Below are 26,811 nucleotides of genomic sequence, written 5' to 3'. Positions count from 1 at the left end.
AGGTGTTTATTGGATTGCTGATAGCGCCAAGTTTATCGCCTTTTGGAAAAAATTTTGTATAAAAGAAGAAAAGAGCGGCGACTTATTTGCCGTCTATTTTGTTTATTGGTTCACGGCTTTTGTACCGTTGCCGTTTAACGCTGTCAGTACGTTCATGCCTGCAAGTACCGCGTCCATGCTTGCCATGACGATGTCTTCGCGCACTCCAGTGGCTGTGGCTGTTTTGTTGCCTTTGCGCATGCGAACCACGACTTCAACCATGGCGTCTGTTCCACCAGTAATCGACTTCACATGGTACTGCTCCAACGTTATGGGTTCTGTTGCCGACACCGCTTTCTTGACTGCGTTTATGACGGCGTCAACGGGGCCCACCCCTGTGGCTGCTTCAGTGAGTTCGTTCTGGTTTAGCTTTAGCCTTACTGACGCGGTGGGCGTGACTTTGTTTCCGCTGACAACAGTGACTTCCTGTAGCTGAATCACCTTGAGTTTTGCTAAACCAGTGACTGCCTCGGCGATTGCCAGCAAGTCTGCGTCGGAAACGGTTTTGCCTTTGTCGCCTACGGTTTTTACTCGGAGCCAAATCTCTTTGAGTTGCTCTTCATTGGGGTGTATGCCCATGGATTCCACGGAGGCTTTTATGGCGTGGGTGCCGCTGTGTTTGCCTGGCGAGATGCGTCTTGCTACGCCGACCATGCTTGGGTCAATGGATTCGTAGGTGGACGGGTTCTCCAGCAAGCCTTGGGTGTGGATGCCTGATTCGTGGGTGAAGGCGTTTTCGCCGACAATTGCCTTGTTAGGTTGTACCATGATGCCTGTGAGCCGTGAAACCAGCTGTGAGGTGCTGTAGAGCAGTTCAGTTTTGACTCCTGCGTCTATCTCGTAGAGGGATTTGAGTGCAACTACAATCTCCTCTAAGGAGGCGTTTCCTGCGCGTTCGCCTAACCCGTTGATGGTGCAGTGAACTTCGCTGCAGCCTGCCCGTAAAGCCGAAACTGAGTTGGCTACTGCCATGCCAAAGTCGTTGTGGCAATGGACACTTACGGGGACGGTTAAGCTTTCGACGAGGTCATGGTAGAACTCATAGGCTTTTTCAGGCGTCAACACTCCAACGGTGTCGCATGCAACAACGCGGTCGGCACCGGCGGAGATTCCAGTGCTGAAAACCTTTTTGAGGTAGTCGCGGTCGCTTCGGGTTGAATCCTCTGCCGAAAGCTCCACCACTAAGCCGCAGTCTTTGGCGTGTTTGACACATTTTTCGGTGATCTGCAGAACTTGGTCGCGGGTTTTTTTGAGTTTCCAGTCTATATGGATGTCGCTTGTGGGAATCACCAAGTGGATGCTGTCGGCTTCGGCTTTTGCGACTGCGTCGATGTCGTTTATGGTTCCTCGGGAGCAGCTGCAGATTTCCGCTTTCAAACCTGCTTGGGCGATGAGCTTGACTGCTTCCAGTTCGCCTTGGGAAACCGCTGCAAAACCAGCCTCGATTATGTCCACTCCGAGTTCGTCTAGGCGTTTAGCAATGCGGAGTTTGTTTTCAGGAGTCAAGCTGACTCCGGGTGTTTGTTCACCATCGCGGAGTGTGGTGTCTAAAATTCTTATTTTTTTCGGGAAACAGTTAGGGTTGGATAAAGCAATACCCCATTTTACATCTCTCACGTTAGTCTTTTTCAAAACGGCAAGCGAAGATATAAAATTTTTGGAGCGTTTATTCTTTTGTTCTTGCTGCTTTGGCAATGCTGTCTTTTTGGTGGGATTAAAATTTTCTGCTTCTCACTTAGCAGTCAAGAGCTGTCGCAAAAGACTTAACCGCCGCTTGCATAATACACTGCAACAAAGCTTCATTATGAGAGGTTTGGAAATGCGAAGCGACGAAGTAAAACTTGGCGTGGAAAGAGCAGCCGCACGTGCCCTGCTCAAAGCCGACGGATTAACCGACGAAGACTTTGGCAAACCCTTCATCGGTATAGCCAACAGCTACACAAGCATCGTTCCCGGTCACATTCACCTTCAACGGCTGGGTGAAGCCGTCAAAGAAGGCATACTTGCTGCCGGCGGAGTTCCCTTCCAATTTAACACCATTGCCGTCTGTGACGGCATCGCCATGGGACATGAAGGCATGCGCTACAGCCTGCCCAGCCGCGAGCTAATCGCTGACTCAGTGGAGGTCATGGTGCAAGCCCACCGATTGGACGGGTTAGTTACGCTTTCAAACTGCGACAAAATCACCCCTGGTATGCTCATGGCAGCCGCGCGGCTTGATGTGCCCACAATTTCAGTCACAGGCGGACCCATGGAATCAGGCTTTCACCAAGGCAGAAAGGTCGGCGTGGACAGCGTCTTTGAAGCGGTCGGCAAAGCCTTCGCAGGCAAAATCACCAACGAAGAACTATCAAAACTGGAACGCGCCGCCTGCCCCGGCTGTGGAAGCTGCAACGGCATGTTCACAGCCAACACCATGGCATGCATGACTGAAGCGTTAGGCATGTCGCTTCCTTACTGCGCAACCGCGTTAGCCACAAGCGCCGAAAAAGAACGCATAGCCAAGGCATCCGGAGAAAAGATTTTGGAGCTTGTCCGCAAAGACCTCAAGCCCAGCAGCATCCTCACAAAAGCGGCTTTTGAAAACGCCGTTGTTGTCGACACCGCATTGGGCGGCTCAACAAACACCGTGTTACATTTGGCTGCCATCGCCAAAGAAGCGGGCGTGTCGCTGCCAATTATGACCTTTGACGACATCAGCCGCAAAGTCCCTCACCTGTCCAGCATGGTCCCCAGCGGACCCCACGATATGGAAGAGCTGGGTAACGCAGGCGGCGTACCTGCCATCATGAAAGAGCTCGCATCATTCCTTAACCTAAATAGCTTAACCGTGACCACTAAGACGGTGGGCGAAAACATCCAAACCGCTCAAGTCATCGACAACGAAGTCATCCGACCCCTAAATAACCCCGTGCACAAAGAAGGCGGCATAGCCATCCTGAAAGGCAATCTCGCGCCGAAAGGTTCCGTGGTCAAAGCCGTTGCCGTGTCACCCAAAATGCTCAAACATGTTGGTCCAGCCAAAGTCTACGACTCCGAGAAAGAAGCCGAAGCCGCAATGAAACGCCTCGAAGTCAAAGCAGGCGACGTGGTTGTTATCCGCTATGAGGGACCACGTGGGGGACCTGGCATGCCCGAAATGCTGTTGCCTACCGCAACAATTTCTGGTATGGGGTTAAGCGACTCCGTGGCGCTCATAACTGACGGGCGCTTTTCAGGTGCGACTCGAGGAGGCTGCATTGGGCATGTGGCGCCAGAAGCGGCGGAAGGCGGACCCATAGCAGTTGTCCAAAACGGCGACGTCATAACCATTGACATCCCCAACCGCATCTTAAGTGTGGACCTTTCCGAGCAGGAACTCCAACATAGACTGGCAGAATGGAAGCCTCTGCCTAAAAAAATAACCAAAGGCTACCTGTCCCGATACCAACCCACACCCTCCGAATAACCTGCATGGGCTTCTTCTTTCTGCCTTTTTTCTCTCTTCTTGTCTTTAGATAGAAAATCTAAAATGTTTATATAAAAAGCCCTCCGTAAAAATGAGCATGCCACGTTCACGTAGATACCGGAAAAATCAGGCAAAGCCCGAATGGGGCAAAAACAACCCGCAGACAAAAGCCAAAAACAAAAGAAACCTTATGATAGTGGGTGTTATCATAGCTGCTATAGTGGTCGTGGGAGTCGTTTTGGCTCTGAGTCAAAATGCCTTATTTGCTAACCCTTCCAGCAGCCCCTCACCATCTCCAAGTGGGTCTCCAACTCCGATGCCCACTGCTGCGCCTCCGCTGACTTCTCCCGAAGGTGAATACAGTGCAGACGGAACCCAAGTTCTTCTGGAAACCTCAATGGGCAACATCATAATTCAGATGCGTGATGACAAGCCGATAACTACCCAAAACTTCGTGAACTTGGTGAATCAAGGATTATACGACGACACTGTCTTTCACCGAATCATTGATGGTTTCATGATTCAGGGTGGAATGAACCAATCTGCAGATGTTGCAAAAATCTCTGATGAGATTGGTAACGACAACCGAAACGTGGAAGGCACCATAGCTATGGCAAAAACCGACGAGCCTAACTCGGCGACCAGCCAGTTCTTCATAAATGTAGATGACAACGGAAACAATGTTATCGACCAAGCAGGAACCAAATTCGACGCAGTCTACACCGTCTTTGGCAAAGTAATCAGCGGCATGGATGTTGTTACAAACATCTCTAAGGTGCCCGTGACATCAAATGTTTACGGGGAATATTCGCAGCCCATTGACGAAGTCACGTTAATTAGGGCACAAGTTCTGCCTTAAGAAAACTTTTTTTCTTTTTTGTAAAAATTTTAGAAAAGAAAGCGGTGGGTGCGCTCTACTTCTCTTTTGGTTTGGAGCCGATTTCTACGCATTGAATTTGGACTTGGTATTTTTTGCCTCCAGCCACCATTTTGCCTTGTGAGTAGTAGCCTTTGCTGCCTGTTTTGAATTCTTTTGGGTCAAGGATAAAGTTTTGTTTATCGCCCTTCAGCTGGATGCTTGCTTGGTTTACTTCTTCAGTCATGTTTGTTACACCTTTGTTTGTATTTAGCGACGTCTTTGCTTTTCACCTTTTCGCTATGCTTTTTTAGCAAAAACACTCCCGCGCTTTGTTTAAACCGTTTTCGTTTAACGATATTTTTATGTAGCTTTAGTTCCTAATGCAAAGGAACTTCGCCGACTGGTTTTCTGGATGGGTGCCAGTCTGGCAAAAACTTTCAAAACGCTTCAAACACATGGTGGACTTCATGTCTCAAAACCTTGACTGCGCGCTATCCCAAGAAGCCTACACACACCTGCAAAAAATCAAACAGGCCGACATTTTAGTGGGCATACCCAGCTACAACAACGTCTTAACCGCAAGCTACGTTATATCTCAGGTGGTTAAAGGCTTAGAAACCTATTTTCCTCATTCACGTTCAGTAATTTTTGTTTCAGACGGCAACTCTGTAGACGGAACTCTAACCTCAATCAAGACGGTTCAGCTTCCACGCACACACGGCTCACAAGGCAACCTGGACCTGATTCCTGCTGTCTACTTGGGCATTTCAGGCAAAGGCTCCGCTCTTAAAGCCGTTTTTGAAGCCGCCCGTTTTCTCGAAGTGAAAGCGGTAGCGTTGGTTGACTCTGACCTGCGCACGATAACCCCAAAATGGATGGATCTGCTGCTTACCCCAGTCTTTGAAGGGGCAGGTCTGGTGGTTCCCTACTACAACCGCCGTAAATACGATGGAACCATAACCAACTTCTTATGCTACCCTGTCACCGCAAGCCTTTACGGAAAGAACGTGCGGCAACCGATAGGCGGCGACTTTGGGCTTTCCGCGGCGCTGGTTGAGGCACTTTTAGGTTCTCCGCTTTGGCAAATGCGTGATGTGCACGAATTCGGCATCGACATCTTTGAAACGCACACCGCCTTGGCCGAAGGTTTCGAGGTGAAGCAAGCGTTTTTGGGCATCAAAGACCACGACCCAAAAGACCCCACCAAGCAGCTGGCACCCATGTTCCGGCAGGTCATCGGCACCATGTTCACATGCATTGAAAAGTACGAATCCAAATGGAGACCAATCCAAGAAGTTACTGAACTAGAAATGGTGGGCGAAGAAAAACACATCAACTCCCAACCGCCCATACCCATCGACCTGCAAAACATGATAAACACTTTCAACGAAAAATACGGCAGCCACCGTAACCTCTACAACGCCCTACTCAGTCAGGACCTTCTAGAAGAGTTTGACCGACTCCAGAATTTAGAAAACAGCAAGGTTAGTGTTTCGATGGATGCTTGGGCAAAAACAGTTTATGCCTTCATTGCAGCTTTTCACAGGGCAGAACCCGCCGCCCGCGAGTCCATCATTGACGCTTTGCAGGTGCTTTGGACAGGCAGGCTCGCCGCTTTCATTAAAGAAACTTTGCTTGTTAGCCCTGCTGAGACCGAGAAACAAATCATAGAGCAAGCCTGCGCCTTTGTACGGTTAAAACCTTACCTGCTTGAACGCTACTAGTAACGCGGGTTGTTATTTTTTGCCAAAGGTTTCGGGGTCAATTTCTCTGCGTTTTCCCTCTTTATCCACAACGTACATGTGGAAGTCGTATTCTTCGCAGTAGTTCTTCACTTCTAAATACCTTTGTTTGTCGCCTTCAAACATGTCCTCCGTGGCGATTTCGCAGATGCGTTTGCTGCAGCCGTCTTTTTTTGCTTCCAGGTCGGGTGTGTAGTTGCCGATTTGTGCTGGCTCCTCAAAATCAGGCAGGTTAGCCTTGACGTTCCATTTGTCTTTTTTCAATTCTTCGACGATGGTTCTTACGCATTCGTCGTGGTTTTTTGATTTTTTGGGTTCAGCCAATTAAAACACCACACCTACGACTATGAGAAGTGGCTTTAATTAAATAGTTGCCGAAGGTACCTGTAAGCTGAGAAGCTAGTTTTCTAAGTCTGGCAAATCTTCGATTAGTTTGGCAAGACGCTCCACTATGACGCGGTCTGTTTTTTGGTCGTCTTCAATGTTTATTGGTGTGTTAGGTTTTGCCATGGCTGAATCTATGGGTGTTTTTTATTATAACAATTCTCCTGGCTTGCTCTTCGAACTTCGAAGTGGCCGCTTTGCTGCCTCGGGTTATTTTGACGTAAAAAGCTAAAACTTAACAAACAAGAGTAAAAAAGTTGCTTGATTTACGGCATTTTCGTGCGTTAACGCTGTATAACCGTTTTTCTGTCCTGTTGGTCTCGTCAGCTGTTTTCGGTGGGCTGCATTAACGCAACAGCATTCTTCGGCACGCGATAGGTTGTTCCGCAACGGCTACACATTTCTTCCTGCGCTTTCCCCGCAAACGGCTGCTCCGCACTGCAATGTGGACAACTCAAAGTGACTGCCACAACTTTGCCCGCCTCATTTTTCGCTGCGCCCTTCTGCTGCTTCTTTTTCGCCATTATCCTGCATTCTTTAGCTTTGTCCCACAACTCCATTTTCTCGTATTTCAACGCTGCCTCTTCATAGTTTCCCGCTTTGGCTAAACGGTCAATTTCCTTTCTGGCTTTTGTTTCGTCTTCGTCCGAAATCAGGTTCTTGCTGCGGCAGTAAGGACACATTGCGGGGTCTGCCTGCAGAATTTCTTGACCACAATCTCCACATTTCATTTTTCTTCACTTCAAAATTACTAAGCGTGGAATATTTCTGTTTTGTCCAAAAATCACAAACTTAATGTTGCAGTTAAACTTCCGGGCGCTTTTTGGTTTAATAAAAACCTTGCCACAAGCTGGCGGTTGCTTATTGATGCTCTACAGCTACAATTACGTTTCCCTTTGCGCCCTCTTCAACGTCCGATGAGCCTCAACCATTTACTCAAATGCTGCGCCTGCATCAATTCAACCCTGAACAATAACAGAAAAAGAAGGAATTTTGTCCGTTGCTATATCCATTTGGTTACAGGGGACTTTTTTTGTGGTCCGATGCTTTCAAGCGCGTTACGAATGGCTTCGCTAAGGTTTTCTTTTGGGTAGCCCAGCAAGATTGGCCCGTAAATTTGTTCGTTTTCTTTTAATTCAAGGGCAGCAACGACGTCTGTGTTGCCTTTCACCATTGAACCAAAGCCTACGTAGCAGCTTCCCAGCCCCAAGGCTTGGGCGGCAATCATTACGTTTTCGCAAGCTAGTGCACAGCTTACGGCGTTATCTTGGGGACCTATGACAAAGAGGATGACCGGTGCGGAGTAGTAAACTACGTCTTTGGGGTCATCCAATGCATCGTGAAGGGTCATTGCCATCTTGTAGAGTTCGGGGCTGGCGTCCTTCATGGCGTCGATGGATTGTTTCCAAATTGGAAACGCGGTCTGAAAGAGTTTCTGCTTGAACTCGGGTTCTTGGGCAACGACAAAACGCCATGGCTGGGCGCGGGTCATGGATGTGAATGGTGCATGGTTTCCTGCTTCGATTATGGTGTTGAGTATGTCTTTTGAAACGGGTTTTGCTTCAAAGGACCTTGTGGATTTTCTGCTGTTTATTGCTTCGATTACTGAATCCATATTCTACCACGTCAGACTATGATGTAAAAACGACCTAAAAGTGTTCCTGAACGTATTGTTCAAAATATTTTTATTTAGTATTTGACATAAAATAGCTTGAGCTGTTTTTTCTGAAGTATCAGAAGCTACGTGACGCAGTTTGTTTTTGTCTTTTCTGCCTGAACTTATGGACGTTACCGTCAAACCTGTGCCCACCCAAACATTCTAGACCCGACAAACGCCAAAGGTTTTCCTGCAAGAAGAAAAATCCCACACCCCGACCCGTAAGCAATCCTCCACCAATGTCCAGTGTGTTTCTGGCTTCTTTTTTATTTGCGTTAAAAGCAAACGTAGAAAAGTGACCGCATATTCCATGAGTATCCTTACAACGCCTGATGTCCGAGACAACGCAGCTCCGAGGCGGAATTTCTTTACATTTATATATCCTTCCCGAGCCACCTATTGTCCAACGGAGAAGAGAGTTGTGAGAAGGAACCGTCTTGTAGTTATTTTCGTTCTTTGTTTTCTAATCATTCCAATATTCCTTATCCATACCAGTTATGCGTCGCTAGGTTGGACCCAAACATACGAAGGCGACGGCTACGATGCCCTGTTTCCATACGCGGTCATACAGACCAGCGACGGCGGATATGCTCTGGCAGTTTTCGCCGACACTAAACAAGTTGAAGAATCCCCCTCTTGGCACCTGACAGAGCAATACCAGCTTTGGCTAATCAAAACGGACTCTTCCGGCAACATGCAGTGGAAGCAGATTTACGGAACAACAACTCCCCTTGCTTCAGGTGGCCGCTACAGTTTAGTCCAAACCCGTGATGGAGGATACGCAATTGGGGGAAACACCGCAGGCTCCGAGTGGTGGCTAATCAAGACGGACATTTCAGGAATAATACAATGGAATAAAACTTACACCAGTCAAAACGCCAACGATTACTTTAATCTTGCAAACTCGATGATTCAGACAAAGGACGGCGGCTACCTGTTCGCTGGTAGTGCATCAAGCCAAAACAGTGGCGGAAGCAGCGATTTTTGCCTCTTAAAAGTGGACACCACAGGCAACGTTCAATGGACCAAAACCTTTGACAGTGGCACAACACCGAACCCTTCAGGGGACACATACAACCGAGATGACGAAGCCTATTCACTGATTCAAACCCGCGACGGCGGCTACGTCATAGCTGGTCAGTCAATGGGGTATAATTCCCCTGATTTTTGGCTAGTCAAAACCGACTCTTCTGGCGCAGAAGAATGGAACAAAAAATACGCCGAGCAGTATCTGGCTGGAGGGCTGCATTTTTTGGAAGACATACAAGTGGTACAAACCAATGATGAGGGCTATGCTTTCGTAGGTTCCGAAGAGAAGTCTTCTGACGACAACGATTTCTATTTAACGAAGGTGGATTCCGCTGGGGATTTCCAGTGGCGGCAAACTTATGGCGACAAATACGTTGACACGCCTTGTTCCGTGGTGCAACTTGCCGACGGGGGCTTCGCAATAGGCGGAACCATCACGGAAGCAGGAACCACTGGCCCAATAAGCAGGGACTTAGCTATAGTTCGGACGGATTCATCAGGAAACATCCAATGGACAAAAACATATAACGCAAAAATTAATGCCACATCAAACACTAAAAGCGAAGATTTCGCCTACTCCCTGACCAGAACCAACGACGGTGCATACGTAATCGCCGGCACAACCGAGAACGCATGGGACGGAAGTCACGTTGATGTTTTTCTCGTCAAAACAGAACCCACAGAAACACCTCCAGAAGGGTCCCCCTCCGCTTCAGTTGAAGAGGTTGCTGGGCAAATAGAAGTGCAGGCTCCTGGACAGAACGGATGGGTTTCTGCAACTGATGGTGCTTCTTTTTCTGCAGGAACAAAAATTAAAACCTCCGAGTCCAGTGGAGACTTAACGCTCAGTGGAACAACAAAGCTTCAACTTGCACCAAACTCCCTGATAGAAATTCAATCGTCGTCCGAGAGCAGCCAGACACTAGAGCTCGTACAGGGCGAAGTCACGGCGGATGTGAAAAATCTGCCTGAAGGCGCCACCGTTGAAGTTGAAACCTCTGAGGCATCCGCCATCGTCAAAGGAACCACGTTCACAGTCACCCATGGGGCGGGTGAAACTACGCTTAGTGTTCAGGAAGGCGTTGTCAGATTTGTCTCAAAAACAACTGGAGACTTTATTGATGTGACGACTGGTCAAAGCGTCACTGCAACCGCCGCTGGCTTAAATGGCGTAGCAGAGGAAGGTGGGTTCCCATTAATGCTGACCGTTGCTGTAGTTGTTGTGGTCGGAGCAGTGCTGGGGATAACCTTTTGGATGTTTAAGGCAAAAAAGAAGTAGCTGCAAAGATGTTTTGGTGCGGTCGCCGGGATTTGAACCCGGGATCATTAGCTTGGAAGGCTAAAGTCCTAAACCAGACTAGACGACGGCCGCATTGCCTATGTTTCATAAGCTAAGCAAAATTTAAGTTTATCTAAGGTAATTGAGCGTCAGCGTCAGATAATGCTTGCAGCTCCAACTCTGCAGTTTGGTCTTCTGCTTCTTCATTGTCTTCAGGCGCTTGAGGTGTTGGTGGCGGTTCAGGTGCTGGCTCTTCTTTAGGTTTACTTTTTGTTGTGCCATTTTTCTTTCGGTGTCTGCTCCGTTTGCATTGGACAGTGTCTTTTCCGTTTACGTTTCCGTTTTTCTCTCTGAAGAACATGATTAGAAACGCCATAATTTCAACCCTGCCTAGCAGCATGAGGAAGATGAAGAGCCATTTTAGTTCTGTAGCCAATGAGAATGAAACAATGCCTGCGCTTAAGCCTGCGGTTGCAAGGGCTGATGTGGTTTCAAAAATTGCGTCGATAGGTCTGTACCCGTAGTGGCAAACGACTAGTGATGAAACAAAAATTATGGCAATTGCCAAAAGCACAAGCATTGCGGCGTGCATAACTTCAATGTTCGTGTATGATCTGCCAAACAGCTTTATCTTCTGTTCATCATTTTCTGTGACGGTGTCTACAATGGCTTTTTTGGTTGCTTTCAGCAGTAAAACAAACCTGAAAATCTTAATGCCGCCCGCTGTGGAAAAACTGGCGCCACCTACTAGCATCAAGAACACAAAAAACAGCTTAAGCGAATCAGGAAAAGCAGGGACAGAAAGAACCGCAAATCCTGTGCACGACATGGCACTTAAGACGTGAAATGTTGCGTCAAAAACTGAGAAGTCAAAGAAGACAACAACTCCTACGATTGAGACGGCTGCAAGGGCGAGGAAGACAGAGATTTCAGAGTTGAAAAACGCTTTAATTTTGCCCTTAAACAATCCTGCCAAAGCCAAAAAGTTTGTGGCGCCAAGGACAATGCTGACCAAGATGATGGCGTTCATTGGGGGTTGAGTAGCGATTGGGGTTATGTCTGGAACAGGCGAGAAACCGCCTGTGCCTAAGGCAGCAAAAACGATGGACGCCAAGTTTATGATGTCGTGATAGCCAAAAATTAACCCTGCGCTAATCAATGCAATTGTAAGACCGCAGTAGACCGTGATAATTAGTGTGATGGCTTTTTTGACTTTGCCGTTTTTGGTTAATCCCATACTTCTGGCGAACTCGTGCAGTTTGGTTTCAGGATAAAAGAATGCGATCAGAACCAGCACGATGCCCACTCCTCCGATGAACTGGGTCAAGCCGCGGTATAGGATGATTGATTTGGGGAGCAGGGATACGTCGGGTATTACTGAGAAACCAGTGGTTGTGAATCCTGATGTGGATTCAAAGATGCTGTCAGTTATTCTTTGTAGGATGTTAACGTTGGTGTCTACGTAGAAGTAAGGGATGGAGCCAATTAGGCTTAGGATAACAAAAACCAGCACGACAAGGGTGCAGGATTGTTTGTAGCTGAGTTCTTTTTTTTCGCAGAGAGTGTTTAATGCGAATCCGAGGGCTAAAAATGCGGTTGCGGTTAAGAAAAGTGCAATTGTGGCTTGGGTTTCGTTGTAGATAAATGAAACCACTATGGGAATAAGAATAAAAATCCCAGAGATCTGCAGGACAAACCCCATGTTAGCTAATAATGCCCTCATTTTGCCCTCAATTAGAGATTCATATTGCCTTGCGTCTTTTTATGCTTTTCTTGTATATAGTTTTTCAACTTTACGTGTTGCTGAAAATTCAAAATTGAATCTGAAGAGTTTAAACAAAAGTCTGTTTTATTTAGACAAATGTGCATTTGGCTTTGTTTCAGCCTTTTACACATGTTTCCCTACGCCCTCCTGGTTCGCGCTGAAGTTATGCGGGTGTAAGGAATGGTGTTAGCAAGGAATTTGCATCGGGTACGCGTTTTTTGGGGTCTGTTTTTTCTTTGTAGCCTGTTTGCTTGTTGGGTTGGCTATGTTGAAGCCTGTTAGGTGGATTATGCTCATGCATTTGTTGCATTGGATGAGCAGTTCCACTAAAGTGTCCCTTTTGGTTTTGGCTTCCCTGATTGTGTAAACGTTTTCAGTGTGGTCATCTGGTGAGATGGTGACCTTGCATTTTGGGCATTTGAAGTCGCCACTTCCTTCTGCTATAGTGAGGTCCAATACAAATTCTTCTCGGATTTTCTGCATTTCTCCACCTTCCCTGTTTTTGTTTGCTTGTGGTGGTTTAGTGTATTTATTCTATGGGGCACCTGATATAAACGTGCTTGTGATTTGTTCATACTTTATCTTAATTTGCAAACAATAGTTTGTTTGTTGGGTTTTGATGTGGGTGATTGATTGCTAAATGGTTGGTGCTGTGGATATCTGTGCTTTAACCGCAAGCCAAACGTTGCCATCTTGGCTCGCAAAGTTTGGTTCTTTTCTCAAAAGAAGGCGTCCGCAAAAGTAAACAAGGGCAAAACGCCCTAAGCTGTTATTGTTTGCTTATCCAGTTTTGATTTTTACCCAACACATCACTTATTTCTGCAGCCCGCTCCAAAACTTTCCCAGCGAGGTTTTCTTCGAAGTAAGGTTTTGGCGACTGGAGGTTTAGTTCGGGCTTTAAGGTTTGGCATTGGGGAACTTTATGGGTGGATAGGTGGTTCTCTATTATTTCAATCATCTGCGAGAGCACTGGCGCCATCATGATTTGTTCGCCGCAGTCAGGGCACCTGATGTATCTGGGCGTTCCAAATGATATTTCCTGTGTTTTCTCATTTTCTGTGCTCATTTAATCCACACCTTACCACAATATCTCTGGGTGGGCATTAAAGAGTTCATAACATGCTGGTATATTGAAGAAAGCTATCTTTTGGGTCATTTGGGGAGGCTGCTTGGAGTGATTTGCGTTTTATTCAGTTTTTCTTAGTTTCCACATGTCCAGTTTTAGACACAAACTTGCAAAATATGATGAACCGCGGAGAGGTTTCTGTGGGTTTTTTCAAGGTTTTTTGTCACGTGGCGTTCCAATAGTCTTAAAACTCCTACCCTGTATCTTCTTCAATATATGGGGGAAAAACCTTTGCGAACCCTTTGCCCAAGATGCAATAGCGAAACCATAGAACTTGACAAACCCGTAATCGAAGTAGCCAAAAAGAAAATACGCGTAAGTTTGCGGCAGTGCCCTAAATGTAAACTCCTTTTCCAGGAAGGGCAGTAACGCTTTTTCGCAAACCCTTCCTGAGTAACTTTCCATGCACCGTTCATCGACTTACCAACTAAGCGTTCTGGTGCATCGCCTTAAGAGTCTCTTCCGCTGCTGCATCAATTTTGGCATGGATGTTACCCACGATAAGGCCTTCGACGATAAGCGTGCATGTAAGAAACGCTGCCAGAACCCACGTTACCCTCACGAGTAGGGCAGCGGCGTTGGGTTCAAACCGCCCCGTTCCGTTGCTCCACGCAAGCCATGACCAAACGCTCGCGCCCGACGCCGCGTAGTTTTGCAGGTCCCACCCAATCCACAAGCAGAGCAGCATTAGTCCAGCCGAAAAAATGCATCCGATTATGGTGACGGTTTTGTAGTCTTGGGTTGGCCTTGTGGTGCTTGTGATTTGTGTTTTGCCCTGTTGTTCTTGGAGCTTGAAGGTGGTCTGTTTTTTTGCGGTTTTTGGTTGAGTGCCCCAGATGCTGCCTTGAACTGTTGTTATTGTAGTGGGCGGGTCTTGTGCCGTTAGGTTATGCTGGCTCTGGATTAGCAGAGCTTTGAGTTTGTTGTAGGTTTGGTTGATTTCTGCGTTGATGATTGCTTGGGGCAAGAACCGACTCGCCTCTCAAAAGAGAGCAATAAAGAGTGGTTAGAAGATGTAGGGTATGTCTTTGCCTTTCTCTTTAATCTCCTTAAGCGACTCATACTGAGCCTCGACAAGGATTTTGAGAGCGTCAATGTGTTTACGGATTTCACCGATTTCGTTGCCTTTCGCCAAAACACCCGACTTTTCCAGTTGTTCTTTGATTTTGTCCACGGAAACTTCGAGCACTTTGACTTTGAAAGCAAAAATCTGCAGCGAATACAACAAGGTAAGCTGGGACGAGAGCCTGTCTAAACGGTCGTAGGCAATCATCCGGCCCATGAACGCTCTGAGTTTCTGCTCGTCGGTTGCCTCTTTTTTCTTCATAATCAGCTCGTAAGCGGCTGTTTGCTTTTGAGCGGTTTCTTTAGTTTCTTCAAAGAGTTTCTGGTTGCGTTTGGCGATCCTTTCCAGTAGCTCCAACACTTCATCCAAGATTAGTTTCCCCGTTCCAATGCTGTTACATGCAAGGTGTATTTCTTGTTTTCCATCCAGAAAACCCCGATGCATCTTTGATTCACCCCGCACAAAGAGCATCTACCATGCGCAAAACTGTCATAACCTTAATGCAACGCCCGTTTTCGGTTGTTTTTGATTCAGAAGCTGAACCAGTCTTTTTTCGCGGCGGGAAACGGTGTAGATAGGCAAGATTTGGCACTGTTTGGCAGAAATTGGGCGGTACAAGCCTGCTGTTTTATCCTTCGTTCATGGCTTTTTGTTTTTGCTGAAAGGGCACCCACGGTGATTGCTACCATGGCTATTGCGAAACTAAGTATAGCATATTTGAATTCTGGGGCTTCTGGTTGAGGTGGTTGAGTTTGCGGTTTAGAGGAGACTGTTTGTGCAAGTTGTGGGTTGGAGAGTGCAGGGGTTACGGTTTGATTTGAGGAGTTGGACGGCATGTCAGTTACGCTTAACCTTAGTGTGTCTGAATCGTTTACGTCGCCCCTTTTGTTTTTGGCTGTCAATGTTACATTTATGAAATGCGCGCCTTCGGGGAGTCCTTCCAGAACCGTTTTGTATGTGGCGTTTAACGTATGCATGTAGCCATTCCAAAAGTTAATGTCGGGGGTCGCTGTGTTTGAGGTTACATTTTTTGATGTGATGTTTTTCCATTCGCCCTTGTCCAAGCTGTAGCGGCAGGTTATGTTCTCAAAAGAGAATTCGTCCAAAGTTGATGTTGTGCCGTAACGGAAACTTGCCCTAACAATTAATGTAATGTTAGTGTTGGCTTCAACGTGTGCATCCTCGGGCTTCTGGATTGATACCTCTATCGAATCGACCACATACCTTCCATAAACAACGTTCATAACCTGCACGTTAGTCAATGCTAAAGCTGCAAACGCCAAAACGACTAGAACGCTCCGCACCGATCTAGTGTGCATTTGGATACTTCCTGTAAAGTCTAAAGGTGTAAGCGTACTTAGCTCTCCCTTTGGAACAACATGGTTCTCACAAAAGAACACCCGCTGTCCTTGGTGGCAATTGAAAAGGCGACGCTGCATTTTTCTTGACATAAGAAATCTTTACAAACAGGCTTTTTAGGCGAGTTAACCTTGAAGTTACTCGATTGCTATGGGTAACCGAACAGTTATAGTGGCAATCGTGACCTCAGCAGTGATTTTACTATTTGCATGCCCCTTTTTTGAAGGGGCTAACGCGAACTTTTATCTTCCCCCTGCCGAGAGTTTGCCAGCAATCCAAATCAACCCTGATGGAAGCATCGCGCCTGTAACAAATTTAATCAACCAAACAGGTAACACCTACTATCTAAACAGTGATATCATTCAACAGTATGTTCTTGAGGTGCACTGCAGCAACATTGTGATTGATGGACAGAACCATACGATAGACGGCAGACACTTTGTTGGCAGCGGAATCTTTCTATCTGACGTAACCAACGTGACCGTAAAGAACACCCGCTTATCTTATTTTACATTTGCCGGGGTATACCTTGACAATTCTTCAAACTGCACCGTTTCGGAAATCACGGCAGAAAACATCGGCACTGCAGGCATCCTTCTGGGAAAAAGCCACGGCAATATTGTTACCGAAAATCAGATAGACACCAATAGTATGGGGATACAGCTTGAATTATCAAGCGAAAATGAACTTTTTGGAAACAACATAACCAGCTACGGGTTTGATTCCATTAGTGACTATCCCGGTATTATGCTTATGAATTCGCCAAAAAACAGTATCCAATGCAACAACATAATTGGTAAATTTACCGCCGTAAGCCTGATAACTCACGCAATATACCCCTACAACACCTCCAGCAACAGACTTTACCTCAACAATTTTGTAAACAACTCTAATCCCGTCTACTTTCAAGACACACCGTTTGTAAACTCGTGGGATAACGGTGTGGAAGGCAACTACTGGAACAGCTACAACGGCACGGACGCAGACAAAGACGGAATAGGTGATGTTCCTTATGGGCTGCACGAAAATAACGCAGACCATTTTCCGCTTATGTGCCCTTTTGGTTCCCCTGAGGTAGAAGTTTTTGAACTAGCAAATTCCACCTACAAAACCCCAAACATTCCCTTAACCTTTAACGTGCCCGAGACAGTTTCGTGGGTTGGCTACAGTTTGGACCACCAAACCAACGTGACTCTCTTGGGAAACACGTCTCTTTCTGACATGGCAGAAGGCGACCACAGCTTAATCCTGTACGCTAACAACACCGAGGGCAACATGGGCACCTCAGGCATAAAGCATTTTACCGTGGTCCTCCCAACCTCTTCACCCACTTCGACTTCGACTGTCCCGCCGTCACCTTCCGCCACAGGGCAACCCACACAAACCTCAAACACTAAACCAGCGCCGTCCTTGCCCATAGAATACATAATCGTAACGGGTGCGGCAGTTACGGGCGGGGTGGTTGCTGTCGCAGTTTTCTTGCTAAAAAAACGTTGAAACGGTTTCTGGGGTTTTGTCTGACTGGTACAGAGGCTTTTTCAAAGGGAAGATGCCCTTTTTTCTGTTATTCATTGAGTTATGCTCAATTTGTTGACCAAACAACACCTGTAGCGACTGCAGATGAACTATCAAGTACCGGTTTGTTTCATCCTCAACTTAGGTACCCTTAAGGAAAATCCCTTTTTTATAATAAATCTTAAGGGACTGCGTATATCGGAGAAATAGAGGTAGAGATGAGCCTTCCAAAAAACAGAATAACTTTCCCGATATTTTCCTGATAAGGAAATTGGACAGTAGTTGGCTGTTCCTTTGGAGGAACAGTTTGTTCCTCGGAAATAGCCAAATACACTTATGGTCACTGATATTTGAGGTGTGCCTGTGTGAGCAAGATATTCTCTCTAAACGCGGTCTTTAATTTTGTTTTTTGGTTCCTTGCCTCGTTATTGGTTGGTTCGTTATTGATGGGCGGTCAAACTGTTAAAGCTCAGAATACTGTAGATGAAAAGAGTTTTCCTATTGTTTACCCAACTACCATAATATCTCCCTCTAATACGACGTATAACTCTAATTTTCTAACTCTAAACATCACTGCCCTGACCGTATTTGATCCAAGCACCCTAAATATAACAATGGTTTATTGCGTGGACGGAAAAGATAATGTCACAATTCCCGTCGCAGAAATTCCCGAAGTTAAATTAGTAAACATAACTTATGCAAATGGCACTACTGAGACAGTTCAAGGTGAACCGCCGTTTGTTCCAGACACAATTGCTGGGTGGGTGGCTTTACCAAAATTATCTGAAGGCACACATGCTCTTACAGTTTACGCAAAATACGAGTACACTAATGGTTATCAAGAGTTTATCGGATTAGACACTAGTAGCGTTTACTTCACTATAACTGATTGCGCTCCCCCGGTTATTTCAAATCTGTCTCTTGAAAATAAAACTTACATCCGAAATGAACTGCCTTTAAACTTCATAATAGATGAGCCACCTTCTTGGATAGGCTACTGTTTAGATGGAAAAACAAACGTCACTATAGCTGGAAACACAACTCTGGCGGGGCTAACTGACGGACCACATGACCTCATAGTGTACGCCAACGACACCGCGGGAAACATGGGAACCTCAATAACGATACACTTTGACGTATCCCAACTGCCTTCCTCAAGCCCATCGCCATCCGTCCCCGAATTCACGGTTACAACCATCATGGTTTTGGCAGTGGCAATAGGTCTTGCTATACTTGGTACAAGAAAAAGCATTCCCAGCAAGCTAGTTACAAAGACGTTTAATGATGCTACTTAACTATCCAGAAGGGCTATCTGCGGAACGAAAAAACTATTTTTTAGGTATCCTGATTCTAGTTTTATGCGGGCTCCTTTTGTGGTAAGTTTTTGTTTGGAAACCGTTACAGTCAAATGCTTCGACTCAACTTTTAACCTTGAAAACCATGTCCTCCCCACAAGAGAATGTTTACTGCTTTATTTCGGGTAAGAATTGGAAGCTTTCTCTTGCCGAACTCACCACATACCTCAACGCGCGTGGCTGCGGGTTTGAGGTTTTGGAGTTTAGCCGCAGCTTCTTCACCCTCAAAACCCAAACCCCCATAGGCGCCTCAGTCATTGACGATTTGGGCGGCACCCTAAAAATCGCCAAGATCGCGGGGTTTGTTCCCACCAAACGCATAACCGACGCCTTCCTCGAAGAGAACAAACAGGTCAAAAAACAACTCAAATTCGACTTCCCCTTCGACGCTCTAGCAGACCAGATGCCCCGCGCTTCCTCGGGCAAAGCGGTTTTCGGCGTAAGCGTCTACTGGGCCGACCCCTTCTTCAAACCCGCTGGACGCCTCGCGCAACGCTTCGTAGGTAGCGCCCTCAAAGACGAGCTCAAAGAGCAGGACAAGAAAGCCCGCTTCATGGGGTTCCCCCACGACCGCTCCAACCCCCAACTCACCCCCGTCGAAGTCATCAAGCAGGGGCTGCTGGAAAACCACGCCGAAATCCTGCTCTGCATCGGCACCCAACAAACCGCAATAGGCACCACAATCGCCGTGCATAACCCGTTTGAATTCCAAAAACGCGACTTAGACAAACCCGTGCAACGCAAAATCTTTGGTATTTCGCCGCGGGTTGCCAAACTTCTCCTCAACCTCACCCAGTGCACGCCTAGCAAAGTTTTCTTGGACCCATTCTGTGGGGTGGGGAACATTTTGCTGGAGGCGTTGCTTGCCAAAGCCCGCGTCATAGGGGTGGATATTAATCGTTGGTGTGTGGATGCCTCCAAACGGAACCTCCAATGGGTCACGCAGGAGTACGAGTTGAGAGATGTGGATTATGCGGTGGTGCAGGGCGACGCAAGGGACCTGCGGCGTAAAGTCGGCGACGAAGTGGACTGCATTGCCACCGAACCCGACTTGGGACCAGCCCTGCGGGAGGTTCCCACGGAAGCGTATGCGGAGAAAATCATACGCAGCCAGACTCCGCTGTTTGAGGATTTTCTTTCTTCGGCGTATGGGGTTTTGCGGAGGGGCGGCTACTTGGCTTTGGTTACGCCGTATATCCGGACGCGGGGCGGCAAATTCGTCTCCATGGGCATCGGCAAGTTAGCCGAGGAAGTAGGCTTTGAACCCGTCACGCCCTTCGCCGATGTTGCATTTGTTGGGGAGGCGGCAGATTTTCCGCTGCGTGAGTTGGCTTCGTTTGTGGATGTGGATGAGCGGCACAAAATCGGGCGGGAAATCAGCGTCTTCCACAAACCCAAATAGCACCCTCCGCCTATTTGCCGTCCATTTGGATGTTATTAAAAAATCGATGCAGAACCTATAGAGGGGGGGTCTACCTGAAACGTGGAGAACCTGCGTCGTTGCAGGTAGGGCGGCCGTTTATTGGCCTTCGTATTTTTCAAATTCGTTGTTAGCTATGACCAGTTCTATGCCTGCTTGCCTAAACATCTCGATGGTTTCGGCGTCGGCGTGGTAGCGTTTCTCGCAGACAACCCGTTTGATTCCTGCGTTGATTATCATCATGGCACAGGTTCGACACGGCGTCATTTTACAGTAAAGCGTGGCGCCCTCCAGCGGTATGCCAAAACGCGCCGCTTGGATTATGGCGTTTTGTTCCGCGTGTAGCGTGCGGACGCAGTGCTGGGTGACTTCGCCATTGCTGTTAAAGACTTTGCGCATGTCATGTCCAGCTTCGTCGCAGTGTGGCAGTCCAGCGGGGGCGCCCACGTAGCCTGTGGTCATGATGCGTTTGTCTTTGACGATGACGCAGCCTGCTTTGCCGCGGTCGCAGGTGGCGCGTTTGGAAACCGCTTCGCAGAGGTCTAAAAAGTACCTGTCCCAGTCTGGTCTTGGAGTGGTTGTCACTTTTCTTGCCCCGTTGTTTTAATTGTAGTTTAAGAAACAAACTAATAAATCTAAAGAAGAAACAGTTTAGCCGTTTTGCAAGTTTTTGGAAAACGGTTTTGTGTTTTTTGAGCCGCAGAACCTTTTCAACTAAACACGCTTGTTGTATGGGAATTTGTTAAATTCCTGTTTTATCCCTGAGTGAGGTTACAAATCGTTTAAATACCGCTTGAAAGTATCCGTAAAAAGGGATTATCTAATGAAGGCTCGCAACTACGGACCTGTCAAAGGGCAGGCTTATACCCGGAAGGAATACGTGAAGGGTTTTCCTCCGCCTAAAATCGTCAAGTTTACCATGGGCGACATCAAAGGAACATGGGATTACGAAGCGCGGCTGGTGTCAATTCAGCGGAAACAAATCCGTCACATGGCACTGGAAGCTGCCCGCGTAGCGACAAACCGTGTCTTAATGGAGAAGCTGATTAACGATTACCTTATGACTGTTTTGCCTTATCCACATGTTATCCTCAGAGAAAACAAGATGATCTTTGGGGCTCATGCTGACCGACTTCAGCAGGGAATGCGCAGGTCATTTGGGCGCACCGTGGGCACGGCTGCTCGAATTGAACCTGGACAAACAATAATGACTGTTAAGGTTAAAGCGGCTGGGCTTGAAGCCGCTAAAGAATCCCTAAAACGGGGAACGGCAAAGTTGCCTCTCACCTGCAGGATTATTGTTGAAAAAATTAAGCCTGAAGTCGAGTCTAAAGATGATGCAACCAAGGTGGACGCGAGTGAGTGACCCGAAAAAAGAGCTTGTAAGTTGGTTTGAAACTCTCCGAGTGACTGATATTCCCTCTGTTGGCGGCAAAAACGCCAGCTTGGGCGAAATGATTAACGCGGGCTTGCCCGTTCCCCCGGGCTTTGCCGTGACTGCTTTTTCTTACGAACATTTCCTCCAAGAAACCAATCTTGCTGAAAAAATCTACAAAGTTATCAACGAAGTTATCACCGACAAAAACAACCCCAAACAGTACGATGATGCTTCAAAGAAAATCCGTGAACTCATCGAGCAAACCCCTGTCCCCAAAGAAATCTCCAAAGCCATAACCGCAGCATACAAAGAACTCAACACCAAGCTTAACCTGAAAGAAACCTTCGTCGCAGTGAGGTCAAGCGCAACGGCTGAAGATTTGCCTGATGCATCTTTTGCGGGGCAGCAGGAAACTTTTCTGAACATCCGCGGTCCTAAGGATCTGCTGGATAAAGTGGTCAAATGCTGGAGCAGCCTGTTTACTCCACGCGCAATTTTCTACCGCAACGAAAAAGGCTTTGCACACGAGAAGGTTTTCATCAGTGTGGGCGTGCAGAAAATGGTGAACTCCCGCGCCGCAGGCGTCATGTTTACAATTAACCCCACAAACGGCACACCCGACGAAATTATGATTGAAGGCAACTTTGGCTTAGGCGAAACCGTAGTTTCAGGTGCAGTTAACCCTGACAACTTTCTCGTTGACAAGAAGACCGTTGCGATAAAAGAGCGCCGAACCGCCAAAAAAACCGTCATGTACATCCGTGACCCCAAGACAGGCAGCACCATCCATGAGGATGTTCCTGAAGACAAGCAGAAAGTGCCCTGTGTCAGCGACGAAGAAGTTCTAAAACTTGCTGACCTCGCTAAACGTATCGAACGACACTATGGCAAAGCCATGGATATTGAGTGGGCAATTGACCAAGACCTTCCTTTCCCTCAGAACATGTTCATCGTTCAAGCCCGACCGGAAACCGTTTGGAGCTCAAAAACTGCCGAAGAAGCAGCCGCACCAGCCGAAACGGTGAAACCCGAAGAACAGCTGAAAGTCATCGCCAAAGGCATTTCCGCTGGCAAACGCGGTTACGGTGTAGGTGTCGCAAAAGTTGTGCTTAACCCTGATGAAGCCAACAGTGAAATGAAGAAAGGCGACATCCTCGTTACCGACATGACTAACCCTGACTTTGTGCCCTTCATGAAAATCGCCAGCGCCATCGTCACCGACAAAGGCGGCGTCACCAGCCACGCAGCAATCGTCAGCCGCGAACTCAGCATCCCCTGCGTTGTCGGCACCGAAACAGCCACGCAAGTCATGAAGACCGGGCAGCAGTACACCGTGGATTCCCGAAACGGCGTCATCTACGAAGGAGTCTTAGCCCAAGCCGTAGAGAAACCTATCGAAGCAAGCGGGACAACCATTGTGCAGGCTGCAGCTCCTGTTACGGCAACAAAGATTTACATGAACCTCGCCATACCCGACATGATTGAGCAATACAAGGATTTGCCCTTCCAAGGCATCGGCTTGATGCGCACCGAATTCATCTTCGCCGACTACATTGGCGAACACCCCTTGTACCTTATGGAGTCTGGGCAAAGCCAAAAGCTGGTTGACAAATTCGCCGAAGGCGTCGCCACAGTAGCACGCGCCATCCAGCCCCGACCAGTAGTGGTTCGGTTCAGCGACTTCAAGACCAACGAGTACCGCGACCTCAAAGGCGGCGAAAAATACGAAATCGTCGAAGAAAACCCCATGTTAGGCTGGAGAGGCTGCAGCCGCTACATCAGCAAATGGTACATCGACGCCTTCAGGCTGGAATGCAAAGCAATCCAGAAGTGCCGCACCGAGTGGGGACTCAAAAACGTTTACGTCATGCTCCCCATGATTCGCACCCTCTGGGAGGCTCGCCGGGTTCTGGAAATCATGAAAGAAGAAGGACTTGAACGCGGACGTGACTTTAAGATTTGGTTCATGGCCGAAACCCCCTCAATCGCCATCATGGCAGACGAATTCAGCAAACTCGTTGACGGCTTTAGCATCGGCAGCAACGACATGACCCAAGGTATACTCATGATTGACCGCGACAGCGAGCGCCTCGGACAAATGGGCTACTTCGACGAACGCGACCCCGCAGTCAAACGCATCATCGCAAGGCTAATCCGCGTGGCACACGAAAACGGCTGCACCGTCAGCATCTGCGGCGAAGGCCCCAGCAACTTGCCTGACTTTGCAGAGTTCCTTGTCCGCGCAGGCATCGACAGCATATCCGTCAACAACGACGCCGTAGTCGCCACAAAACAGAACGTCGCAGCCGTCGAACAAAAAATCGTTCTGGAACGCCTCGCCGAACAAGCCGCATTAGCCGCGGGTAAACCCCTCAAGAAACCCACTCCTGACTGGGAATGGGAACAGTAGCCGCCGACTTTTCGGCAAACCTTTTCTTTCTTTTATTCCATATCCTCTTTGTTAATCAATTGAGGTTCATGCATGAAGGGTTTTGATTTTGAAGAAGAACGCCTAAAACAAGAAATCACCCGCCTAAACGCCAAACGCGTCCTTATCCAGTTGCCTGAAGGGCTCAAACCTGACGCTCCCCGCATCGCCAAACTTGTTGAGAAAGCTGGTGCCCTGCCAATTGTGTCTGCGGACCCCTGCTATGGCGCCTGTGACTTAGCCACCTCTGAAGCGGAAAGCCTTAACGCTGATTTGCTTGTACATTTTGGGCACGCAAAAATGCTCAAACACGAAAAAGTCCCCACCCTCTACATAGAGGCAAGAGCCACCCAGACAGTTGACGACGCGGTTGCCGCTGCACTTCCTCTGCTGGCGCCGTACACAAGAATTGGGTTGGCAACGACGGTGCAGCACGTGCAAGCATTGGATGTGGTAAGGGAGATTTTGGTGCGCGCAGGCAAAACCATCGAAGTCGGCGACGCACGACGACTACCCTATGCTGGGCAGGTTGTGGGCTGTGACTTTAGTAACGTTAAATCTGTAGCGGCGGACGTGGATGCTTTCCTGTTTATAGGCGGCGGAAAATTCCACGCTCTGGGCGTCGCGTTGGGTACGTCTAAACCTACCTTTATTGCTGACCCCTACAGCGGCACAGCGCACTCTGTGGAAGCGGAAGTGCAGAAAATCCAAAAACAGCGCTACGTCTGCATCCAAGAAGCCCAAAACGCCAAAACCTTCGGCGTCCTCATTAGCCTCAAACCTGGACAGCAGCACATAGAGGAAGCCCTCAGAGTGAAGCAAGCCCTCAAGAGTATGGGTAAATCGGCGTGTCTGTTTGCGGTTCGCGAAATTCAGCCCAACGTGTTGGTTGAGTTCCCAACGGTGGATGCGTACGTGAATACGGCTTGTCCCCGAATCTCGCTGGATGACGCTTCCCGCTTCAATAAGCCCGTGTTGACGGTGCAGGAGTTTAAGGTGGTTTCAGGGGAGTCTTCTTGGGAGAACCTGCTCAAAGGCGGCTTATTCGAAAACTAGACCTCCAACGGTTCCTAAGCCAAATTCCGCCGCATTCTTCGCCGCGGGCAGACCTTGAACAATACACCACCTCCGAATCCGCGGCATCAACAATGCTCCACTTAGCCGCATACACCTACGGCGACATTGTCGACAAACACGTGCTGGACTTAGGGTGCGGCACAGGTAGGCTTGGGTTGGCAGCGGCTTTTCTGGGTGCAGCGTCCGTGGTGGGTGTGGACATCGACAAATCCGCTGTTAAAATGGCACACGATAAATCGGTGTCCCTGGGCTTCAAAGACCAGACCAGCTGGGTGGCAGGCGACATCGACGCCGTCACAGGCAAGTTTGACACGGTGGTGCAGAATCCGCCCTTTGGCGTACAGAAACGCAACGCCGACCGCCGCTTTATCCAAAAAGCCCTCGAACTGGCGGGCACGGTTTATTCGCTGCATAATCACCCCGTTTTCGACAAACGACTACTTGCTGCACTGAAGGCTAATGGGGGGCAACCGCTCAGGGTGAAGGCTTCCCAGTTCATGCAGCGATTTGTGGAGGAGTGTGGCGGCTTTGTGGAAGCAGTTTACGCTTTACCGCTGACTATTCCGCATATGTTTGATTTCCACACGAAGACAAAACAAGAAATCATCATCGACTTATACGTGATAAAGAAGCTATAGCCGTTTTTGGCTATTTCCATTCCCAGATTTTGCCGACCCAGTTGTCTTCGCGGTCTGTCTCATACTCATGCAACCCGAGAATTTTGTTGAGCTTCATTAGTTTTTGTGCGCTGGTGGTTTGGGTGGTGGCGCTTCGGGTGCTGCCGCCGCTTCCTGTCGGCCAACCTACTGCGTTGCCTTTCAGGGTGACGGCGTCGCCGTCCATGGTGGTGATGACGCTGTAAACTTCGCCCACAAAAAGCCCCTTCCGCATGACCCCCACCGCTGTGGATAGGATGAAGGCGTCTATGCCCAGCAGTTTGCCTGTGCCTTGGCTGGAGCTTTCAATTTTTCCGTCGGGCAGGACTCGGTAGCCGGTGTTTTTGCCGCGGAACTCGCCGATTTGGTCGCCTAACGTTTGTTTTCCACCTTCAAAAAAGGGAGAAGGCAGGTTTTATTAGGGTATGTGACTGTGCCTTCACAGCAAACCGAACAAGTAGCCAGATAGACAAGCTTTTTTGTTTCGCCTGCAAAGCAGCACCTGACCTGCCCATTATGTTCTTATTGTCTACGGGTTAATCAAAAGGTTTATTGCACAGGCTGGAATTTATGGAATGTACTTGTTTGGTTAAACCCCAAACTTGCTTATGCTCAACCAACGGGAAAACGAAATGACCCAAAAATCTGAAGAAAGAAACGGCAACTTGGTTCTGCCCGGGGAACGCCTCGGCGTCATCGAAGAATTCATCCCCGACTCAGGAACATACGTTAGAGACGGAGTCATCTACTCCAAAATCATCGGACGCACCCTCATGGACATGTTAAACCGCCGCGTATCCGTTTACCCCCTAAACGAGGGTGCCGTGGTTCCCAAAGTAGGCATAACCGTTGTGGGTCAAGTGGGCAACGCCCAATCTGACAACGTTCTTGTCCGCATCCTCCAAGTCGGCAAGAAGAAAAAGATGTCAGGCGTTTTCAGCGGAATTCTCCACATAAGCGACGTCTCCGACCGCTACATAGACTCCATGAATGACGTCTGCAAAACAGGAGATATCATCCGCGCCAAAGTTATAAGCGAAAAAAACCAAGTGTTTCACCTTACCACTGCAGACAGAAGACTAGGTGTTCTTTACGGTTTCTGTTCGCTCTGCGGTAGCCCCTTGGATAAGGCGAAGCATGAGCTGCAATGTACAAAATGTGGCAATGTGGAGAGACGCAAAACCGCTGAGGACTACGGAAAAGAAAAATTGTAGGAGAAACCCGACAAG

26 protein-coding genes and 1 tRNA gene are annotated in these 26,811 nt (G+C 48.0%); 12 read left to right on the top strand and 15 right to left on the bottom strand.

Annotated elements, in window-relative coordinates:
* Positions 1-102 precede the first annotated feature (102 nt).
* Positions 103-1,656, bottom strand: coding sequence for a 2-isopropylmalate synthase (locus ACBZ72_10465; GenBank protein XES76592.1), 1,554 nt, complete (start codon positions 1,654-1,656; stop codon positions 103-105).
* Between the two features lie 202 nt (positions 1,657-1,858).
* On the opposite strand from ACBZ72_10465, the gene ilvD reads away from it, so the two are divergent.
* On the top strand, positions 1,859-3,487 hold the full coding sequence (gene ilvD, locus ACBZ72_10460) for a dihydroxy-acid dehydratase (protein ID XES76591.1): 1,629 nt from the start codon (positions 1,859-1,861) through the stop codon (positions 3,485-3,487).
* A 190-nt stretch (positions 3,488-3,677) separates the two neighbouring features.
* Entirely contained in the window at positions 3,678-4,346 is a 669-nt protein-coding gene (locus tag ACBZ72_10455; protein ID XES76590.1) for a peptidylprolyl isomerase, read from the top strand.
* A 55-nt stretch (positions 4,347-4,401) separates the two neighbouring features.
* Here ACBZ72_10455 and ACBZ72_10450 read toward each other — a convergent pair whose 3' ends face one another.
* On the bottom strand, positions 4,402-4,590 hold the full coding sequence (locus tag ACBZ72_10450) for a hypothetical protein (GenBank protein ID XES76589.1): 189 nt from the start codon (positions 4,588-4,590) through the stop codon (positions 4,402-4,404).
* Positions 4,591-4,813: 223 nt separating this feature from the next.
* Between ACBZ72_10450 and ACBZ72_10445 the strand changes: the two genes are divergently transcribed.
* Positions 4,814-6,070 carry a cell wall biosynthesis glycosyltransferase gene (locus ACBZ72_10445; GenBank protein XES76588.1) on the top strand — a complete coding sequence of 419 codons (1,257 nt, stop codon included), beginning with the start codon at positions 4,814-4,816 and terminating at the stop codon, positions 6,068-6,070.
* A 12-nt stretch (positions 6,071-6,082) separates the two neighbouring features.
* Here the strand turns inward: ACBZ72_10445 and ACBZ72_10440 are convergent, their stop codons facing one another.
* The 3 genes from ACBZ72_10440 to ACBZ72_10430 all read right to left on the bottom strand — a co-directional run bounded on the left by ACBZ72_10440 (position 6,083) and on the right by ACBZ72_10430 (position 8,087).
* Entirely contained in the window at positions 6,083-6,412 is a 330-nt protein-coding gene (locus tag ACBZ72_10440; GenBank protein XES76587.1) for a hypothetical protein, read from the bottom strand.
* Positions 6,413-6,795: 383 nt separating this feature from the next.
* Positions 6,796-7,203: a hypothetical protein gene (locus ACBZ72_10435; GenBank protein XES76586.1), complete on the bottom strand. Its 408-nt coding sequence runs from the start codon at positions 7,201-7,203 to the stop codon at positions 6,796-6,798.
* 272 nt (positions 7,204-7,475) lie between these two features.
* Complete coding sequence (locus ACBZ72_10430; GenBank protein XES76585.1) at positions 7,476-8,087, bottom strand: nitroreductase family protein; 612 nt, start codon at positions 8,085-8,087, stop codon at positions 7,476-7,478.
* A gap of 463 nt (positions 8,088-8,550) precedes the next feature.
* Here ACBZ72_10430 and ACBZ72_10425 point away from each other — a divergent pair, with 463 nt between their 5' ends.
* A complete protein-coding gene (locus tag ACBZ72_10425) occupies positions 8,551-10,437 on the top strand; it encodes a FecR domain-containing protein (GenBank protein ID XES76584.1) in 1,887 nt (628 codons plus the stop codon).
* A gap of 14 nt (positions 10,438-10,451) precedes the next feature.
* On the opposite strand, the gene ACBZ72_10420 is transcribed toward ACBZ72_10425, so the two are convergent.
* The 8 genes from ACBZ72_10420 to ACBZ72_10385 all read right to left on the bottom strand — a co-directional run bounded on the left by ACBZ72_10420 (position 10,452) and on the right by ACBZ72_10385 (position 15,713).
* Positions 10,452-10,530, bottom strand: a tRNA-Gly gene (locus ACBZ72_10420).
* A gap of 40 nt (positions 10,531-10,570) precedes the next feature.
* Positions 10,571-12,160, bottom strand: coding sequence for a TrkH family potassium uptake protein (locus ACBZ72_10415; protein ID XES76583.1), 1,590 nt, complete (start codon positions 12,158-12,160; stop codon positions 10,571-10,573).
* A gap of 228 nt (positions 12,161-12,388) precedes the next feature.
* Complete coding sequence (locus ACBZ72_10410; protein ID XES76582.1) at positions 12,389-12,685, bottom strand: hypothetical protein; 297 nt, start codon at positions 12,683-12,685, stop codon at positions 12,389-12,391.
* Positions 12,686-12,971: 286 nt separating this feature from the next.
* On the bottom strand, positions 12,972-13,268 hold the full coding sequence (locus ACBZ72_10405) for a hypothetical protein (protein ID XES76581.1): 297 nt from the start codon (positions 13,266-13,268) through the stop codon (positions 12,972-12,974).
* A gap of 210 nt (positions 13,269-13,478) precedes the next feature.
* Positions 13,479-13,733, bottom strand: a complete 255-nt coding sequence (locus ACBZ72_10400; protein XES76580.1) for a hypothetical protein — start codon at positions 13,731-13,733, stop codon at positions 13,479-13,481.
* Positions 13,734-13,755: 22 nt separating this feature from the next.
* Entirely contained in the window at positions 13,756-14,295 is a 540-nt protein-coding gene (locus ACBZ72_10395) for a hypothetical protein (GenBank protein ID XES76579.1), read from the bottom strand.
* A 39-nt stretch (positions 14,296-14,334) separates the two neighbouring features.
* On the bottom strand, positions 14,335-14,838 hold the full coding sequence (locus tag ACBZ72_10390; protein ID XES76578.1) for a hypothetical protein: 504 nt from the start codon (positions 14,836-14,838) through the stop codon (positions 14,335-14,337).
* 86 nt (positions 14,839-14,924) lie between these two features.
* Complete coding sequence (locus ACBZ72_10385) at positions 14,925-15,713, bottom strand: hypothetical protein (GenBank protein XES76577.1); 789 nt, start codon at positions 15,711-15,713, stop codon at positions 14,925-14,927.
* Between the two features lie 190 nt (positions 15,714-15,903).
* On the opposite strand from ACBZ72_10385, the gene ACBZ72_10380 reads away from it, so the two are divergent.
* The 3 genes from ACBZ72_10380 to ACBZ72_10370 all read left to right on the top strand — a co-directional run bounded on the left by ACBZ72_10380 (position 15,904) and on the right by ACBZ72_10370 (position 20,025).
* Positions 15,904-17,250, top strand: a complete 1,347-nt coding sequence (locus ACBZ72_10380) for a nitrous oxide reductase family maturation protein NosD (protein ID XES76576.1) — start codon at positions 15,904-15,906, stop codon at positions 17,248-17,250.
* A 644-nt stretch (positions 17,251-17,894) separates the two neighbouring features.
* On the top strand, positions 17,895-18,563 hold the full coding sequence (locus tag ACBZ72_10375) for a hypothetical protein (protein XES76575.1): 669 nt from the start codon (positions 17,895-17,897) through the stop codon (positions 18,561-18,563).
* Positions 18,564-18,708: 145 nt separating this feature from the next.
* Positions 18,709-20,025 carry a TRM11 family methyltransferase gene (locus ACBZ72_10370; GenBank protein XES76574.1) on the top strand — a complete coding sequence of 439 codons (1,317 nt, stop codon included), beginning with the start codon at positions 18,709-18,711 and terminating at the stop codon, positions 20,023-20,025.
* Between the two features lie 117 nt (positions 20,026-20,142).
* On the opposite strand, the gene ACBZ72_10365 is transcribed toward ACBZ72_10370, so the two are convergent.
* Positions 20,143-20,628, bottom strand: coding sequence for a cytidine/deoxycytidylate deaminase family protein (locus ACBZ72_10365; protein XES76573.1), 486 nt, complete (start codon positions 20,626-20,628; stop codon positions 20,143-20,145).
* 238 nt (positions 20,629-20,866) lie between these two features.
* Here ACBZ72_10365 and ACBZ72_10360 point away from each other — a divergent pair, with 238 nt between their 5' ends.
* The 4 genes from ACBZ72_10360 (at position 20,867) to ACBZ72_10345 (ending at position 25,564) form a co-directional block, all read left to right on the top strand.
* On the top strand, positions 20,867-21,409 hold the full coding sequence (locus tag ACBZ72_10360; GenBank protein XES76572.1) for a 50S ribosomal protein L16: 543 nt from the start codon (positions 20,867-20,869) through the stop codon (positions 21,407-21,409).
* Positions 21,381-23,831, top strand: coding sequence for a phosphoenolpyruvate synthase (gene ppsA, locus ACBZ72_10355; protein ID XES78677.1), 2,451 nt, complete (start codon positions 21,381-21,383; stop codon positions 23,829-23,831). Before ACBZ72_10360 ends, ppsA begins: the two co-directional genes overlap by 29 nt.
* A 72-nt stretch (positions 23,832-23,903) precedes the next feature.
* Complete coding sequence (dph2, locus tag ACBZ72_10350) at positions 23,904-24,905, top strand: diphthamide biosynthesis enzyme Dph2 (GenBank protein ID XES76571.1); 1,002 nt, start codon at positions 23,904-23,906, stop codon at positions 24,903-24,905.
* Positions 24,866-25,564: an METTL5 family protein gene (locus ACBZ72_10345; GenBank protein XES76570.1), complete on the top strand. Its 699-nt coding sequence runs from the start codon at positions 24,866-24,868 to the stop codon at positions 25,562-25,564. The genes dph2 and ACBZ72_10345 overlap by 40 nt, the downstream gene beginning before the upstream one ends.
* Before the next feature lie 10 nt (positions 25,565-25,574).
* Here the strand turns inward: ACBZ72_10345 and ACBZ72_10340 are convergent, their stop codons facing one another.
* Positions 25,575-25,817 carry a hypothetical protein gene (locus ACBZ72_10340; protein ID XES76569.1) on the bottom strand — a complete coding sequence of 81 codons (243 nt, stop codon included), beginning with the start codon at positions 25,815-25,817 and terminating at the stop codon, positions 25,575-25,577.
* Between the two features lie 397 nt (positions 25,818-26,214).
* On the opposite strand from ACBZ72_10340, the gene ACBZ72_10335 reads away from it, so the two are divergent.
* The gene (locus ACBZ72_10335) at positions 26,215-26,796 is read left to right on the top strand and encodes an exosome complex RNA-binding protein Csl4 (protein XES76568.1); all 582 of its coding nucleotides are present in this window, start codon (positions 26,215-26,217) and stop codon (positions 26,794-26,796) included.
* Positions 26,797-26,811: the final 15 nt, after the last annotated feature.

This window comes from Candidatus Bathyarchaeia archaeon (assembly GCA_041447175.1).
Classification (GTDB): Archaea; Thermoproteota; Bathyarchaeia; order Bathyarchaeales; family Bathycorpusculaceae; genus JADGNF01.
This window is presented reverse-complemented; position numbering and strand designations above follow the sequence as displayed.

Excerpts from the sequence above, each read along its gene's own strand:
- ACBZ72_10380 (XES76576.1), top strand. The coding sequence starts at position 15,904 with ATGGGTAACCGAACAGTTATAGTGGCAATCGTGACCTCAGCAGTGATT.
- ACBZ72_10390 (XES76578.1), bottom strand. The coding sequence starts at position 14,838 with ATGCATCGGGGTTTTCTGGATGGAAAACAAGAAATACACCTTGCATGT.
- ACBZ72_10435 (XES76586.1), bottom strand. The coding sequence starts at position 7,203 with ATGAAATGTGGAGATTGTGGTCAAGAAATTCTGCAGGCAGACCCCGCA.
- ACBZ72_10335 (XES76568.1), top strand. The coding sequence starts at position 26,215 with ATGACCCAAAAATCTGAAGAAAGAAACGGCAACTTGGTTCTGCCCGGG.
- ilvD (XES76591.1), top strand. The coding sequence starts at position 1,859 with ATGCGAAGCGACGAAGTAAAACTTGGCGTGGAAAGAGCAGCCGCACGT.
- ACBZ72_10385 (XES76577.1), bottom strand. The coding sequence starts at position 15,713 with ATGCACACTAGATCGGTGCGGAGCGTTCTAGTCGTTTTGGCGTTTGCA.
- ppsA (XES78677.1), top strand. The coding sequence starts at position 21,381 with ATGCAACCAAGGTGGACGCGAGTGAGTGACCCGAAAAAAGAGCTTGTA.
- ACBZ72_10370 (XES76574.1), top strand. The coding sequence starts at position 18,709 with ATGTCCTCCCCACAAGAGAATGTTTACTGCTTTATTTCGGGTAAGAAT.
- ACBZ72_10415 (XES76583.1), bottom strand. The coding sequence starts at position 12,160 with ATGAGGGCATTATTAGCTAACATGGGGTTTGTCCTGCAGATCTCTGGG.
- ACBZ72_10400 (XES76580.1), bottom strand. The coding sequence starts at position 13,733 with ATGGAAAGTTACTCAGGAAGGGTTTGCGAAAAAGCGTTACTGCCCTTC.
- ACBZ72_10410 (XES76582.1), bottom strand. The coding sequence starts at position 12,685 with ATGCAGAAAATCCGAGAAGAATTTGTATTGGACCTCACTATAGCAGAA.
- ACBZ72_10405 (XES76581.1), bottom strand. The coding sequence starts at position 13,268 with ATGAGCACAGAAAATGAGAAAACACAGGAAATATCATTTGGAACGCCC.
- ACBZ72_10340 (XES76569.1), bottom strand. The coding sequence starts at position 25,817 with ATGCGGAAGGGGCTTTTTGTGGGCGAAGTTTACAGCGTCATCACCACC.
- ACBZ72_10360 (XES76572.1), top strand. The coding sequence starts at position 20,867 with ATGAAGGCTCGCAACTACGGACCTGTCAAAGGGCAGGCTTATACCCGG.
- ACBZ72_10450 (XES76589.1), bottom strand. The coding sequence starts at position 4,590 with ATGACTGAAGAAGTAAACCAAGCAAGCATCCAGCTGAAGGGCGATAAA.
- ACBZ72_10455 (XES76590.1), top strand. The coding sequence starts at position 3,678 with ATGATAGTGGGTGTTATCATAGCTGCTATAGTGGTCGTGGGAGTCGTT.
- dph2 (XES76571.1), top strand. The coding sequence starts at position 23,904 with ATGAAGGGTTTTGATTTTGAAGAAGAACGCCTAAAACAAGAAATCACC.
- ACBZ72_10445 (XES76588.1), top strand. The coding sequence starts at position 4,814 with ATGTCTCAAAACCTTGACTGCGCGCTATCCCAAGAAGCCTACACACAC.
- ACBZ72_10430 (XES76585.1), bottom strand. The coding sequence starts at position 8,087 with ATGGATTCAGTAATCGAAGCAATAAACAGCAGAAAATCCACAAGGTCC.